The organism is Bradyrhizobium sp. 170, from assembly GCF_023101085.1.
GTDB lineage: Bacteria > Pseudomonadota > Alphaproteobacteria > Rhizobiales > Xanthobacteraceae > Bradyrhizobium.
In genome coordinates, this window is record NZ_CP064703.1 from 5,928,665 (window position 1) to 5,944,156 (window position 15,492).

The 15,492-nt window shown below is 58.0% G+C and carries 10 protein-coding genes and 4 pseudogenes; 8 read left to right on the plus strand and 6 right to left on the minus strand.

What is annotated here, in order from left to right:
- Positions 1-117: 117 nt before the first annotated feature.
- From IVB05_RS27595 to IVB05_RS27615, 4 genes and pseudogenes are all read right to left on the minus strand, one after another.
- A pseudogene (locus IVB05_RS27595) lies at positions 118-484 on the minus strand (zincin-like metallopeptidase domain-containing protein); the annotation flags it as partial.
- A gap of 1 nt (position 485) precedes the next feature.
- Positions 486-677: pseudogene (locus IVB05_RS27600) on the minus strand (hypothetical protein); the annotation flags it as partial.
- Between the two features lie 1,288 nt (positions 678-1,965).
- Positions 1,966-2,575: pseudogene (locus tag IVB05_RS27610) on the minus strand (IS3 family transposase); the annotation flags it as partial.
- 611 nt (positions 2,576-3,186) lie between these two features.
- Positions 3,187-4,113 carry a hypothetical protein gene (locus IVB05_RS27615; protein WP_247779112.1) on the minus strand — a complete coding sequence of 309 codons (927 nt, stop codon included), beginning with the start codon at positions 4,111-4,113 and terminating at the stop codon, positions 3,187-3,189.
- Positions 4,114-4,996: 883 nt separating this feature from the next.
- On the opposite strand from IVB05_RS27615, the gene IVB05_RS27620 reads away from it, so the two are divergent.
- The gene (locus IVB05_RS27620) at positions 4,997-5,404 is read left to right on the plus strand and encodes a hypothetical protein (protein WP_247779113.1); all 408 of its coding nucleotides are present in this window, start codon (positions 4,997-4,999) and stop codon (positions 5,402-5,404) included.
- A gap of 302 nt (positions 5,405-5,706) precedes the next feature.
- Positions 5,707-7,479 carry an adenylate/guanylate cyclase domain-containing protein gene (locus IVB05_RS27625; protein ID WP_247779114.1) on the plus strand — a complete coding sequence of 591 codons (1,773 nt, stop codon included), beginning with the start codon at positions 5,707-5,709 and terminating at the stop codon, positions 7,477-7,479.
- A 169-nt stretch (positions 7,480-7,648) separates the two neighbouring features.
- On the opposite strand, the pseudogene IVB05_RS27630 reads toward IVB05_RS27625, so the two are convergent.
- Positions 7,649-9,380 (minus strand): annotated as a pseudogene (locus IVB05_RS27630) (adenylate/guanylate cyclase domain-containing protein).
- A gap of 369 nt (positions 9,381-9,749) precedes the next feature.
- Here IVB05_RS27630 and IVB05_RS27635 point away from each other — a divergent pair.
- The 3 genes from IVB05_RS27635 (at position 9,750) to IVB05_RS27645 (ending at position 11,692) form a co-directional block, all read left to right on the plus strand.
- Positions 9,750-10,454 (plus strand): sel1 repeat family protein, encoded by a 705-nt coding sequence (locus tag IVB05_RS27635; protein WP_247779115.1) that lies wholly within the window; start codon positions 9,750-9,752, stop codon positions 10,452-10,454.
- Between the two features lie 294 nt (positions 10,455-10,748).
- Complete coding sequence (locus IVB05_RS27640) at positions 10,749-11,243, plus strand: hypothetical protein (RefSeq protein ID WP_247779116.1); 495 nt, start codon at positions 10,749-10,751, stop codon at positions 11,241-11,243.
- A 221-nt stretch (positions 11,244-11,464) separates the two neighbouring features.
- A complete protein-coding gene (locus IVB05_RS27645; protein ID WP_247779117.1) occupies positions 11,465-11,692 on the plus strand; it encodes a hypothetical protein in 228 nt (75 codons plus the stop codon).
- A gap of 346 nt (positions 11,693-12,038) precedes the next feature.
- On the opposite strand, the gene IVB05_RS27650 is transcribed toward IVB05_RS27645, so the two are convergent.
- Positions 12,039-12,242, minus strand: coding sequence for a hypothetical protein (locus IVB05_RS27650; protein ID WP_247779118.1), 204 nt, complete (start codon positions 12,240-12,242; stop codon positions 12,039-12,041).
- A 110-nt stretch (positions 12,243-12,352) separates the two neighbouring features.
- Here IVB05_RS27650 and IVB05_RS27655 point away from each other — a divergent pair, with 110 nt between their 5' ends.
- From IVB05_RS27655 to IVB05_RS27665, 3 genes are all read left to right on the plus strand, one after another.
- A complete protein-coding gene (locus IVB05_RS27655) occupies positions 12,353-12,631 on the plus strand; it encodes a hypothetical protein (protein WP_247779119.1) in 279 nt (92 codons plus the stop codon).
- Positions 12,632-12,845: 214 nt separating this feature from the next.
- Positions 12,846-14,081, plus strand: coding sequence for a glycosyltransferase (locus IVB05_RS27660; RefSeq protein WP_247779120.1), 1,236 nt, complete (start codon positions 12,846-12,848; stop codon positions 14,079-14,081).
- Positions 14,082-14,127: 46 nt separating this feature from the next.
- Positions 14,128-15,228 (plus strand): glycosyltransferase family 4 protein, encoded by a 1,101-nt coding sequence (locus IVB05_RS27665; protein WP_247779121.1) that lies wholly within the window; start codon positions 14,128-14,130, stop codon positions 15,226-15,228.
- Positions 15,229-15,492 lie beyond the last annotated feature (264 nt).

Consider the following 15,492-nt stretch of genomic DNA (forward strand, 5'->3'; position numbering starts at 1 on the left):
GCGGCCGAAAGACTCTCTCCCGACCTCCTACCCGTCACAGACAAGCTGGCGCGCCTCTCTCACTCTCTGACGCGCAGCACCAACTGAGGACTGATACGGGCACGGCGCGCAGATCCGTCATGCAGTTTCCTCCCTGCCCCCAACGACGGAATCGATCGCGGGCGGCAGAAATCCGAGCAGGAAATCGGCGGCCTTCGATGCCGCTCGCCGCACGGACGACGGCGCGATTGTTCTCGCGCAGCACCTCCAGCCAGGAACCGATGTAGTCAGCGTGCCGCACGGTCGGCACGATACCGAGCGAGGCACAAACGAAGGCACCCGCCATTTCGGCGACCAGTTCTTCGCGCGCGTATGATTTTGAGCCGAACGAACCGGAGTGTTCGCGGTTGAGGCGGGATGCCTGGCCGGTCCAATGACCGAGCTTATGGAAAGCGGTTCGGTGCCAGTTGATCGGCTCGAAATAGGCAGCCGGCGGCGGCACCTGTCCACAGGGCCAGTGCAAGCACTGTCGCATTGCAGGCATTGGCCACCATCATGCTGGGCGCATGGCGCAGCACGAGAGCGATCTGCTCGGCACGAATGAAGCCTGCGACCACCTCCTCCCTCGGCGGGCCACCAAAGGCTGCCAGATCACCGGCGAACAGCTTTGAGAAATAGGAGCTCAGATACGTCCACATTCCAGACCCCCGAGCAGCGGCAGGACGCTGACGCCAATCTCTGCAAAGTCGCGGATATTGTTTGATAAAATATGAATTATTGTGTCTTGCTTGCACGTGCAGTCTGGAGGCGGGCGCACTCAAATTTCACGGTATGGATAACCAAAGCTTTTGGCCGAAGCGACATTTGGGCTGTTCGCATGACGGTTCAGCCGGAGCTGAAATTCGCTCAACTTCTCCGATCTTGATTTATTGAAGCTTCAGATTGCGCGCAAACATGGGTTCATAGCCGCCGTGGATCAAATGACGCTCATTGCCGGCGTTGCATCATCGGCCAACATCCCCGATCGGTTCTCGCTGTTTATTATCGCGGAAAAGAACATCCATTCGTGCGTCGTCGTTTGGCGCACGCATCGGCGTCGCGTTCTATTAGGCGGTCAATCCGATGCTACCCGGCCAATGTCTCAGTTGGGTCATTCGCGTCGGTTTGGCCGGACCACGGCGATTTCCGGTCTAGCCCGATGAACGGACATGCTCAGGATAGGCGGGCATGTCTCAAAGGTGCCAACAACCGACATTGCTTGCCTTCCGCATCACACTTTCCACGTAGGCAGATTTAGCGTCGGTATAAGGCCTCGCGATTCGTCTGATGCTCGGCGGCGAGTCGCCTTTTGAGCCGCTCGTAAGTCTCAGTATCCATGCCGCCGCCGTTGACTTGGCGTCAACGTTGACTTGGCATCAAACATCGCCAGTGAGAACGTCGGCGCGCGCGGACGAACCGCTCCACTACCCGAGTGCTCGAATGCTCGCCTTGCTCAGCACAGGCGTCGAGTGTCATTCGTGCTTGTGATTGCTTTAGGCTGCGCTATCTCATTCGAGCTAACGGCATTGCATTCCCGGAAATAGGAAGACAGCTCAAGATCGGCTAGGTGTTCCCGGTATTCTGCTTCCGCGAGGAGCTTCCATTTGTCCATGCTGTGTACGCGGCCTGTTGACGGCACAGCGAACCCATCGCCCGCAAGCGTCGCACCTGAGGGATAGTCCGGTGTTTGACGGGCCCATTTATGGTAGCGCAATCATCTGACTTTTCGCTTCGAAGAATGCGTGACATTGACGACAGCGAAAAGCGCTGTGCAGAATGACAACGCTTCCGACCGCCCCCAAAGCCCCCCTCGTCGGAAGCGCTCTTTGTAAGGTAACGGCTCTAGTCCCACCGACTGGAGCCGTTTCTTTATCCACCTTTGAACGTGGGGTGAGCAGCTTAAAGCGCGGGTTGGGCGCCCTTCGAGAAACCCATGACCGCAATCTGCCGATCGCCTTCGTCCTTCGGCAGACACCGGCGGCGTGGCCGTGCCCGCAAAGCCTGCAAGCGCATCAACCGTTCGATCCGATGCAGGCCGCAGTTGACACCTTCGGCGAGCAGGTCGCGCCAGACACTCCGTGCCCCGTAGGTCCGATCGCTGGCAACGAAGCTGGCCTTCACCCGCTGGCCAACCGCTTCGTCACTGCGGGATCTGGCACTGGGCGATCGGTTCAGCCAGGCATGGAAGCCCGACCGGGACACGCCCAATGCATCGCATAGCCATGCCACCGGCCAGATGGTCCGGTGCTTCGCGATGAAGACGAACTTCATGTCGCTTCCTTCGCGAAGAAGGCCGCGGCCTTTTTTAGGATATCCCGCTCCGCCTTCAGCTTGTTGACCTCGCGCCGCAGACGCTCGATCTCTTGCTGCTCAGGCTTCAGCTGTCCTGGCCGGGGAAGGCCTGAACGGGATCGGAGCCGAACTCCTTGACCCATTTGCGCAGCACATTCTCATGAACGTCCAGGTCCCGGCCGGCTTGCGCCACCGATACCCCGCGTTCCCTGACCAGCTTGACTGCCTCGATCTTGAACTCTCGAGTGAACCGTCGTCTCCGCATGACCCACCTCCGGCTTCATGAAACACCTAAACTCGGTGTCCATCAAACCGGCAGCTGCTCAAAGGTTGTCAGGTGCGCCGTGCTCCCTTGGTCAGCTCTAGGGGGCTCCAGACTAGGCGAGGATGCCTTAAACCATGGCTTGAGTGGAAAAAGCCCCGACGCTGCGACGCGCCGGGGCTCCGCTCGGATCGCCAAAGCTGGGTACTTCCGCCAGCCCAACGATCTTAAACTAGGGGATTGCCGCTCCACTTTCCGCAAGAGCTTCATTTCGAGCATACGATGCTTGGGTCGGCGTTTAATATACCTCCAACGAGCTAACTCGTGTCGCCAACCGACGCCGTGCAACGGCCTATCAATGGTTAGGACCAGCTCGCCGGACCGAACAAGCTGGCCCCCCTTCCGGGTCAATCGCGTCGGTTCGACTACCTGATGGTGAAGTCCGGTCCACCCCAATTAGCAAATATCATCAGCGCCCCGGCACGTCGCAAAGGGGCCAATAGCGGAAGCCCATCACTTCCCGAAGCTGCTTCACAGGAGCCCCGTCTGACGCAGCGTGGTGGACTTCTATCTTCACGAAAAACGCTCCAACTCAGTCCGACGGCACTGGGACATTACTGGCCAAATAAAGCGTAAGCTCCCGCGGGTATCCAAAATGCGGCTGCGAAAATCGTGAGAAGGCAAACCGCCGTTCCTTGGAGAGGATACTTATCGAAGTCGATAAGGCGGACGGCAGTTTTTCGAAAGGTTTCGAGGTGTATCAGAACTTTTGCGCTGACTGCGCCAAAAAAGAACATTGCCGTCCACGAGATCGGAACAACGAGCGCGAACGACAGCGGTTCAAGAAACAGGGCGTGCAACTCGGAAATCCTTCTCACCACCGAGGCGGCTTTAGGGACTTCTGGAACGTTGATATACTCCATCGTCACAAATTGGCTGAGAGATAAAGCTTCGGTTTCAACGAATATATTTACGATCTGAAAGATCACCGCGGCTATGAAAAAAGACAACAAGACATCTACAATCGAAAGTCCAATTCGCTTTGAAATGCCAGCGCCTTCGTTGAATCTTTCAAGGATAATTCGCGTCTTAAGAACGGATGCGTAAATACCTGCATAGGCAAGCGTTGCCACCATTGCAAACATGATGAGAAGATCTACGACGACCGTACGCTTAAACGCTGGGTATCGCGCGAGGGCGTCATCGGCAAACAGCTTTCCCATGACTTGATAGAAATTGTAGCCGTTGCCGGAGACGATAAAAGCTATGATCAAACAAGCTGTGCCGAACACGGCAACTCTCGCCATGCTCGGAAAGCTAGAGCCGTACGGTGGCCTCCCAATTCTAAAAGCAACATCATACAAGTATGTAAAGCTGAAGGACCAATCTCGAAAAGGCTTATCAAAATTAGTCTTCTTCAACCAGTTCACATACCCAATCTTAATTTCCTCTCTCAACAGCGGCTCGACCCTAGTTGCCAGCAACCAAAGTAGCCCGGCAAAACCCGTGAAGACTCCGCCTGCGCTGATCAAGAAACTCATTGTGGCACTTCTTTAATCCGCTGAGATTAGAGAAATAGCGTAAAGCAAACAGCTCACTACCTCATTAAACCGATGATGCCTGCCCGGCATCCAAACTCAACCTGCGGGAAAAATCAATAATCAGGACTAAGTCAACGGTTTAGGCTGAAGGGCGGCCTTGAAGCTTGTCTGAATAGCTGGGCTGGTAGGTCCGCTCCGGATCTTGGCTGTGTGAAAACGCGAAGACGCTCAATCGCAATAGAAGAAGTTATTCGTCCAAGACCGCTTTCGGCCTTCAATTCGCAAGCGCATTCAACTTAGAAAACGAACTGAAGAATGTCATTCTAGTCGCGTTTCGACTTTTCGCGTTTTTACACAGCCAGGGTCATTCGCGTCGGTTTGGCCGGACCATGGCGACTTCCGGTCTACCCCGGTGAACGGACATTCTCAGGATATGCGGGCATGTCTCAAAGGTGCCAACTCCGGACATCCTGGGAGCTTACAGTCGTCGCCTCCGGACGGGTCGTCGATCGGGTCGTGGCCGCTTACCTACCGCCGACCGAGCCGCGGGGCGGGTCAGTCACGCTGACTTGCTATATCCGTTGGCCGGAGTGAAGCTGCCGACGCCGAGTCCGGTCTTCAGTCGCAGGCTCTAACCAGGTTGAGACATAGTGCATTTTGGATGCTGTTTCTCAGGCGCGTCAGGTCGTGTATAATCTAGTTGCCCTTGAAACGGGACAGCCGAAATCGCCGTCCGGGGCGAACGAGCAGTACTGATGCCATCGGCAGGCACGCTCTCTTAACAGACCGACGCTTTTTTGCGGTTCGCACGACCATTCACATTCCTTGAAATGCACGCGCCGCTTCTGCGGCGGCTCGTTGCTGTAACCTCAGGAGAAAAGCGATGAATAAGATCGATCGAAGGTCAGCATTGGGAATCGGGTTGGCAGCGGCTTCGGCGGCCATGATAAAGCCAGCCGCCGCTCAAACCACGGGCTACAAGGATACGACGCCGTGGCCAGGTGTCGTGGTGCGCGCTTACGATGCCGAGACACCATCCATCATCCCCGGTTTCAAGACTGTCTCAATGCGCGATGTTATTATGCAGCCGGGATCGAAGACTATGGGTCCCCCGATGATGAATGCCATGATCTGCCATATCCCCGAGGGCGAGCTTCGGCTCGAGCAGGAGGGAAAGACCTTTACGGCCAAGAAGAACTTTGTCTGGACCTGCAACAAGGACACAAAAGAGCAGGCGTTCAATGATGGGAACGTGGTCGCAATTATGAGGATCACGGACCTGAAGGCTTAAGGCTCGTTTCTTCGCAGGTGCGGATGGCGCACTCGACGAGGCGCCAGCCGCGCGGCAACCATCGGCGCTCGACATTCCGCGGAACACACGGGCTGCTCTGAAGGATGAACGCGGCGCCGAAAGTCTTGTTTGGGTCAAACGCGTCATTTCGACCGTGCGGCGACCACTTCCGATCTAGCCCGATAAGCAGACATTTTCAGTGTCCCGTCGGCATGTCTCAAAGGTGCCAATATGCGACATCAGCCTTAGTGGGCATCCCATCTGATCTGTCGTATAATCGCATCTAGGTTGGATCGTGGGCCATGGTGCAGGAGCGGCCAGTCCGGGTCGAGCGGAGGTTGTCGGCGATATTGGCCGCAGACGTAGCTGGCTACTCGCGGTTGATGCACAATGACGAAGAGGCGACCCATGCCAAACTGGCCGCGCTCCTAACCGACGCCGTCGCCCCGGCAATTGCCGAACACGGCGGCCGTGTCGTGAAGAACACCGGCGACGGGTTCTTGGCGGAGTTTCCGAGCGCGGTCGAAGCCATCCGAGCTGCGGTGCAGTTCCAGGCGCGTGTTAGCGAGCTTACAACCGGTGATGTGGAAGAGAGACGCATTGTATTCCGCGTGGGCGTCAATATCGGTGACGTAATCGTTGAACCCCACGACATCTTCGGCGACGGAGTTAACATTGCTGCGCGGCTTGAAAGCATCGCAGAACCGGGTGGCATCTGCATCTCGTCTGCTGCCTACGATCAAGTCCGAGGCAAGGTCGGCGTTGAGTTCGCCGATCTGGGTGAGCAGAACCTCAAGAACATCGACGACCCGGTGCGGGCCTATGCCGTTGACCTGAACGCGAAAGCCGACCGAGCTGCTTCGCTGCCATCATCAACTCCCCGGTTGTCCATCGTTGTTTTGCCGTTCGCAAACATCGGAGGCAATCCTGAGCAAGACTACTTCGTCGATGGCGTGACCGAGAGCCTGACCACCGACTTGTCGCGGATCAATGGCGCGTTCGTGATTGCGCGCAACACCGCGTTCACCTTCAAAGGTAAGGCGGTCAACGTAGTGAGGCTCGGACGTGAGTTGAACGTCCGCTACGTGCTCGAAGGATCGGTGCAACGTGGTGGCAACCTCCTTCGGGTCAACGTGCAACTGGTCGATGCCGAAACCGGCAACCACCTCTGGGCGGAGCGTTTTGACAAGCCCGTTGCCGACCTCTTTGACATGCAGGACGAAATCGTATCGAGGCTCGCCAACTCATTAGATGCCGAACTCGTTGCCGCCGAGGCACGGCGAGCGGAGCGTTCACCGCATCCAAACGCGATGGACTTGGTGTTCCGAGGTAGGGCTTGGTTTAACAAGGGGCTGACCCCCGATTACATGGTACAAGCGCGCGGCTTTTTCGAGCAGGCCATGGCGCTCGATCCAGGAAATGTCGAGGTCATGGTCGGTTTGGCGCGGGTCGATGCCGTACTCGGAGGTGCCCTTATGACCGACGATTATTCAGCGCGGTTCACCTCGGCCGAGGCGACTTTAACCAAAGCGCTATCGCTCGCGCCGAACCACGCTTTTGCACACGTGTATCTGGGCTTCGTGCAAATATTTACGAAACGCGTGGCTCAAGGCATCGCTCAATGCGAGCGGGCGCTGGCGCTGGATCGCAATTTGGCCGGCGCTCACGCTCTCATCGGCTTCGCCAAGTTTTTACTTGGTCGAGGCGCAGAGACCGAATCTCACATCAACGAGGCATTCCGCCTTTCTCCTCGCGACACCCTTGCCGATCGATGGATGGCATGGGTCGGCCTCGCCAAGGCGCAGCTCGGTGCCGATGCCGAAGCAGTCGTCTGGCTGCGCCGGGGCCTTCGAAATTATTCCGCCGCGCATTTCCTTCTCGCGGCTGTGCTGGTGCGGCTCGGGGAGCTGGACGAAGCGCGGGCCGCGGTGCAAGCGGGACTTGCGCTCGATCCAAGCTTCACCATTCGTCGCTTTAGTGATGCCACATATGCACGGAGCGACAATCCGACCTTCCTTGCCTGGAGCGACCACGCCATTGAGAGCATGCGGTTGGCCGGGGTGCCTGAGGGCTGATGTCTGAGTTGGGTCAAAAGTGTCGCTTTGGCGGTCTGGCGATCACTTCCGAGCTGGCGCTATAAGCGTACCATTTCGGAGCTTATTCGCATGTCGTAAAGGGGCCAACAACGGAAGTCGCGCTTATGCGATCATCTCGTCCCAACGGGAGAGCATCTTTCTGCGATGGTCATTCGGGCAGCCCGGCTTGCCGCAATCCTTCCTCGTATCGCGAGAGGTCTTCGGCACGCCGAATAGGGGGGAGCACGTCTTTGAGATTGGAAATACGTAGCGCGGGATTGAGTTGCCGCAGCCGAGCCATTGCCGTGTGTGCTTGCTCCGGCCGTCCGGCCATTGCATTGCTAACGGCGGCGATGCGTAAACCAGGTTGATAGTCCGGACTGTCCTGCAATGCCATTGCCGCCCATGACACAGCTTCGTCATAGCGGCCCAGGAAGAAATGTGCATACGCGGTCCCGCCTCGCATTCTTGTTACCCACGGATCGAGTGGGCTCAGGCGCATGGCACGCGCGAAGCGCTCGATCGCGGCTTCCGGCTCGCCGAGCCAGTTTTTTACCCAGCCGCCCCAAGCCCATGCCTCGGCCAAATTGGAATTGAGCACAAGCGCGCGATCGATCAAGGCGGCGCCTGCCTCGAGATCGCGAACAACATACACAAAAGCATGCCCGCTGGTGGCGAGCGCGATCGCGTCATCCTTGCCCAACTCAACCGCCCGTTGGACGAGCCTCTTCACTTCGGCAGTCTCGTTCGCTTCGTCTGAAATCCAGCCATTGATCTTGGCCCCGACGTAGCAATGGGTGGCATGACCATAGGCGGACGCAAAATCCGGGTCGAGATCGATTGCGCGGTAGAACAGGCGCAATGCCTCGTCGTTCGCTTGCCGACCAGCAAACTGATAAAGCCTGGCCAAACCGCGCAAATAGAGGGCATAGGCGTCGAGACTTTCGGTCGGCTTACGCTTGGCACGCTCGATCTCGGCTTTTTCCACCGCTGGCGCGATCGCCCCGACAACGCTCTCAGTCACCTGGTCCTGCAGATCGAAGACGTCGCTGAGCCCACCATCAAACCGTTCTGCCCAAAGATGTATCGACAAGCTGTCCTGTGATGCGGACTCGATTTGCCGCTTTGCGAACGCTACCTTCCAACACGTAGCGCACCCCGAGCTCGCGTCCGACCTGCTTCACGTCGACGGCGCGCCCCTTGTAGGTGAAGCTCGAGTTGCGGGCGATGACGAACAGCGCCTTGAAATGAGACAGCGCCGTGATGATGTCATCGACCATTCCGTCCGCGAAATATTCCTGCTCCGGATCGGAGCTCAGGTTGGTGAATGGCAGAACAGCAATGGAGGGTTTATCGGGCAGCGCAAGGGCGTCATCAACACGCAGGCGGGTCGGCACGGCTGGCACGGCGCGACCGTATGGGACGCGCCAGACCCGCATCGGTTCGGCGATATTCTTCAAGGATTGCGAACCCAAATCCTCAAACGTTACATCTACCTTGCCACGAATTTGCCGACGAGCGTCGTCCGAGATGCTGATGCCGCCCGGCTCTGCAATCCCTTCGAGACGCACTGCAATATTGACCCCGTCACCAAAGATATCGTTTTCTTCGATAATGATATCACCGACGTGAATGCCGATGCGGAGTTCGATCTGCTTGTCCTGCGGCACGTCGATATTTTGTTCGGCCATGCCGCGTTGAATTTCGTCGGCACATCGGACCGCGTCGACCACGCTGGCGAACTCAGCGATAGCGCCGTCCCCGGTATTCTTGACGACACGACCGTGATGCTCAGCGATTTTGGGATCGAAAAGCGTCCTTCTAAGCGCTTTCAGTCGCGCCAGCGTGCCTTCTTCGTCTATCCCTATTAAGCGGCAAGAGCCTGCGACATCCGCCGCCAGAATAGCTGCTAGTCGTCGCTCTAGGTGCTCGCTGCTCAAGATGGTCCCCCGTACTGGGGAAATCGAATGGTTATATAGCACGATTGTGGGTCGATGTCCGGCTACGCCCAAGGTCCGAAATGGGTCAATCGCGTCATTTTCGTCGTCGGCCACTACTTCCGGTCTTCTCCTGGAAACGGACATCGTCAGGGCCGGTCGCCATGTCTCAAAGGTGCCAATAGGCGACATGCTTGCAAAGGCACGGATCCGGGCTAATGCGCAATGGTCGTTCGTTTGTGTCCGCAAGAGGCCGTCGGCGGTGAACCTTTCGCGGGCGGCCCGCGACAAACAAGCCGCCATCGTCGCGACGGCGGCCAATTGAGGTTTCCCATGCCGATCGTCCGAATCCTCCTGGTCCTTCTCGCGCTCGCTTCGCCGCTGTCGATGGCGGGAGGCGCTGTTGCGGGGCCGTTTGAGGATGCGCAGGCGGCGCATAGCAGACGCGACTACGCAACCGCGCTACGGCTCTGGCGTCCGCTGGCCGACCAAGGCAATGCCGAGGCGCAGTACGCACTCGGGTTCATGTACGACGGCGGCCAAGGTGTGCCGAAAAATTACGCTAGGGCTGCAAAGTGGTGGCGCCTCGCAGCCGATCAAGGCCATACCTTCGCCCAGTACAACCTGGGGACCTTGTACGACAACGGCAATGGGGTGCCTCAGAACAAAGCTGAAGCATTGAAGTGGTATCACCTTGCCGCCGAGCGCGGTAACGATGGTGCGCAGTTCAACGTCGGGGTCCTGCATTTCGCGGGCGTGGCCGTGTCCGAGAACCGGATCGAGGCTGCGAAGTGGTTTCGCCGCGCTGCAGACCAAGGTCATATTGGAGCGCAGGTATATCTTGGCCTCTGTTACGCTACGGGACTAGGCGTGCCGCAAGACAATATTCAAGCATACATGTGGCTCAGTTTGGCGGCTGCGCGAAGTGACCAAGATGCGATCAGCAATCGAAATCGCGTCGCGCAGCAGATGACCCCGGCACAGATCGCCGAAGCGCAGAAGCTGGCGGTTGAGTGGAAGTCGAAACCGGAACGGTAGTATTCCCGTGCGTCGCGGAAGCAATGTCTGCTGTGGGTCATTCGCGTCATTTCCGTGCGGCGACCACTTCCGATCTAGCCCGATAAGCAGACATTTTCAGTGTCCGTCGGCATGTCTCAAAGGTGCCATGCGCGGAAGTGCATCACTCGGTAATCGGTCGTTAGGTCGAATGCCGACCGTCATTCCGGCGAGCAGCGCAAACGCGGACACCTGAAGAAACGCCGTTACCAAGTTTTCCCGCACGGAACATATGGCGAGATTCCAGCGTTCGTCTGCATTACTGGAGACACTGTCATGGCATCCAACGCAGGCATTTTCCTCGCAGGAGTGGGAACCACTTTCATCATCCTCGGCGGAGGCTTTGTCGGCGGGCTCATGATGGCCACATCAGCCTTGAAGGAGCCGACCGAATATCCAAATCGCGCTTCCGCGGAACCGCCACCGCCAGCCCGAGTCATCCTGCCCTCCACGGCAGACGCAGCGCAGCCGCCGCGGCCATCGCAACAGATTGCCACTGCGCCAGAACCGCCACTGCCGCCGCCGCCACAGCCGGTGAAAGGAGCCCAGGCGCCAGTCGAAAGGCAAGTCGAAAAGGTCGACACCAGGAAGGCTGAAGCGGAACAACGGGAGCGTCGCAAGCGGTACGCAGAACGCAAAGCAAAGCGGCAGGCAGAAAGAATTAAACGCCAGCAACCGATAGAGCAAGGTGAACATCAGGAAGCGCCCATCATGGCATTTGGTGGCGATGAGCCCCGGCGAAGCGGTGGCTTCGGCTTCTTCGGCAACTAAGAGGATTGCTGAAAGCGGCAGGCTACCGCTGACTTATCGCTGGAGCCGACTGTGATGTACGTCCGTGGCACGAAGCCAAGGCGCTGGGCCGTGGCTTAGTGCCAAAGCGCAGATATCGACGGCCTTTCAAATCTTCTCACCTGCAGTGCTGTGCGAACAGGCGTCTGGGAACGATTCTCGGTTCCAGGCGTCGATCTCCCGCGTTGCCGTGGAGAACTCAGATGATCGGCGAAGATATCGATGGCCCAAACAAGCTCGACCAGGCCAAGGAGGCCGTTCAGGCGGCCACCCAGACGGTCAAGGAAACCACTCAGTCCGTCGCCGACGCCGTCGAAGCAGGCCGGCACCCAGGTGCGCCTTTCGACCGCTTGGCGCGTTGGACTCAAGAAGCGCCCCTACACGCAGTCACTATAGCGTTCTTGATCGGTGTTCTGGTCGGGCGCAGATAACTAGCCAATGCATTCAAACGGTCTGCCCGGGGGGGGGCGGATTTCCCCGCAGGGGACGATCCTCACTCACACGCTTGCACGACCGGCCGGTACGCTCGCGCCATCCGCTGCGCTGAGAAGAGCTCTTCGAAACGTTGGCGCATGTTCTTCTGTCCAATCGCGCGAGACGATGAACCCGGTGAGCTGCCTAATTCATACGGCAACTCGCGAGCGAAGGCTCACCTACTAATGGATTGCATCGCCAAGACCAGTGTCGCTGAAAGCAGCGACGAAAGGGCGAGCAACGTCCAATCCGGTCTCGCGCTTCCTGCTGCTATCTGTCCGAGCAGTAATTCTATCCGCTTTATCATTCGTCCTCAGGAAGCCGGTCAAGATAGGCGAGTCCAGAACACGTAAGTTCTTCAGTCTCGCTTTGGCTGGCTTCCAACCTCCCTTGCAAATGGCGCTCCAGTAGGCATCGTCGACCGTCCGCAACATCGACGTCGCGATGCGTCGCCAAATAAACGGTCCAAGCCGTGTCGACCGCCTTTCGAAGAACTTCATCGACCATCCTCCAACTCCAACAAGTGTGACCACCGGGAACCCTCGGCGTGTTGCGGCTTCGCCGCGTGCATCTTGGCCCACTGACGTGCCGTGCAGCGAATCCAGTCGGAAAGCCGGATGCCGGAAGTCGGCACGTCCGATTTGACAGCAACTCACGTTGTCTTCGGAAGTTTCCCGTTTTTACCCGAGCGTCCGAGGTTCAATGGCAATAGATACCGCACGTTGGAACATGTCGGGGCGTCGCTCGGCGACTCGGGATCGACTGAAACAAACGTTCAGGGCAGCCCGCAGAACGTAGAGAACTTGCCCGTCGAGCGGCGCGGGAAATCCTCTCTCGGCCTGCTCATTCTCGCCGTCGAATTCGGGATCGCGGTGGCACGGCTTCGATCAAGATGAACAAGCGTTCATCTTGTTCAAATTCTCGGCCGTCCAGCCGGAGCAACTTCTTGGCGCTTTCGGACTTATTGCCAATGGGAAAAAGTGGAAGAAGCGTCCGGGAGAGGGGCGCTGATCAACTTGACTGTGCCGTTGCAAGTTTGCGGAACTTGTAAAGGCTGACGTTGGCCGCATTGCCGCAGTGCGACAACCATGAGGCACCCCTTCAATGTCTATGCTTAGCTCCGCCGTTCAACGATCCACCCTCGGGCTTCATACGCTTGAACAGTACGAGCCGCTGATTGGCGCTGCGACACTCGAACGCATAGCGCTGAAAGCCGATCGGGTTCGCACGATGCGCGTCGCCCATATCAGTTCGACGTTCTATGGCGGAGGCGTCACCGAACTACTCACGCCGCTGACCCTAATGATGAACGCGACGGGAATCGAAACCGACTGGCATTTGATTCAGGGAACGCCGGGATTCTTTGGCTGCACGAAGAAGTTTCACAACACGCTGCAAGGCGAGAGCGTGGATTTTTCCGACGCTGAAAAGACGATCTACGAACAGGTCGTATTCGAAAACGCCACGCGGCTTCATCTTGACGATTGCGACGCGATCATCGTGCACGATCCCCAGCCTCTGCCGCTGATCACACATTTTCCCGATCTGGAGATGCCTTGGCTCTGGCAATGCCATATTGATCTTTCTTCGCCATACGCTCCGGTATGGACGTATCTGCGCCAGTTCATCGAGCAATATAGCGCAGCTATCTTCTCGCTCCCCGAATACGGCCAGGATCTGCAGGTTGGCCAACACTTCGTCACCCCGGCAATCGATCCGTTCTCTGCGAAGAACCGCGAACTGTCCGACCGGGAGATACGTGAATTCCTGCGCAACTACAAAATTCCAACCGATCGTCCATTGGTGACGCAGATTTCCAGATTCGATCGATGGAAAGATCCGATGGGCGTGATTGAGGCCTTCCGAAAAGCGAGAGAGCAGGTCGACTGTACGCTCGTGCTCCTCGGCAACAATGCCTCCGACGATCCGGAGGGCGGGGTAATACTTGAGCAGATCAAGGGCGCTGCCGACGACGGCATGATTATTCTTGCAGCCGATGATCCAACGCTCGTGAACGCGCTGCAGCGGGCGGCCGCGGTCGTCCTGCAGAAGTCGACCCGCGAAGGTTTTGGTCTCACGGTGACCGAGGCGATGTGGAAAGGCGCCGCCGTCATCGGCGGCGACGTGGGAGGCATCCGGCACCAGATCAAGGACGAATGGAACGGGTTTCTTGTGAATTCGCCCGATCAGGCGGCCGCGAGAATGGTCCAGCTCTTGAAGGATCCCGGGCTCCGAGAGCAGATCGGTTCGCGGGCCAAAGAAAGCGTGCGGCAGAACTTTCTGATGAGCCGGCTATTAGAGGATTGGCTCGACCTGCTGTCCAAATACGAACGGCCGGTGGTCTAACCGGTTTGGGTTCGAGAGCCCCGGATACCTCGATGGTGGAAAGCCGATGCGAATTGCCCAGGTAGCGCCTCTGGCCGAAAGCGTTCCTCCCAAGCTTTACGGCGGCACCGAGCGTGTGGTGGCGTGGCTGGTCGATGAACTGGTAAGTTTGGGGCATGAGGTGACGCTGTTCGCCAGCGGGGATTCGAAGACCTCCGCCCAGCTCCATGCTGTCTGGCCTCGGGCTCTCCGCCTCGGCCGCCCACGGACGGACCCGATGGTTGCCCAGGCAGCGCTGCTGGAAGCGGTTGCCCGGCACGCGATCGACTTCGATGTCATTCACATGCATATCGATTGGCTGCACCTGCCGCTCCTGAGTCGGCTTGGCGTACCTTTTTTGACAACCTGCCATCAACGCATGGACATGCCGGGCTTTCCTGAGATGGTCGGCCGCTTTCCCGATGCGCCTTTTGTTTCGATATCGGATAATCAGCGCCTCCCCCTGAGTGAGGCAAACTGGCTGGGCACGGTTTATCATGGACTGCCGCCCGACCTGTTCCGCCCTTCATTCGAGGCCGGCTCCTACCTCGCCTTCCTGGGCCGGTTGACGGCGGAGAAAGGACCGGAAGCCGCCATCCGGATCGCGCGCGCCGCCAAAATGCCGCTTCGCGTCGCCGCAAAGGTACCGCGGGGCGAGCGAGGCTATTTCAAGGAAAAGCTCGAGCCGCAGATCGACGGGGAGCAAGTCCAGCTCACCGGAGAGGTCAATGATAAAACGAAACGGCAGTTTCTGGCGAGCGCGGCGGCGTTGCTGTTTCCTATCGATTGGCCAGAACCGTTCGGTCTCGTCATGATCGAGGCCATGGCCTGCGGCACGCCCGTCATTGCCTTCAAGTCCGGCTCAGTACCGGAGGTAATCGATGACGGCATAACTGGCTTTGTCGTGCCGGGGGAAGCGGAAGCAGTGGAAGCAATCGGAAGACTTTCCGAACTCGATCGACGGCAGGTGCGCAGGCATTTCGAGAAAAGGTTTACGACCAGGCGGATGGCGCAGGAGTATCTCCGGCACTACAAGGTCTTGGGTAAACCGAATGCCGGCCAAGTTCATGCCGGCACCAAGACCATCTTGTCTCAAGGTTCAGTGTCCGATCGCCCTCTAGCCCCGTAGGGATCCCGGCGATTCCAACCGGCACTCGCCGTGCCTTCATCGCTTCAAGAGCGGACCGAACAACTGGGAGACGCGGAGCGATTGCAATCGCGACTTCGGATGTCCGAGTTGGGGTCAAAAACGACGCTTTGATGACTCGGGGATGACTTCTGGTCTACCCCGATAAACAGACATTCCCAGTGGCCGTCGGCAGATCTCAAAGTGCCAGAAGGAGACTAATGCACCGCAACATGATGGCTTGAGCGGAAATGCGGGCTTATAGTC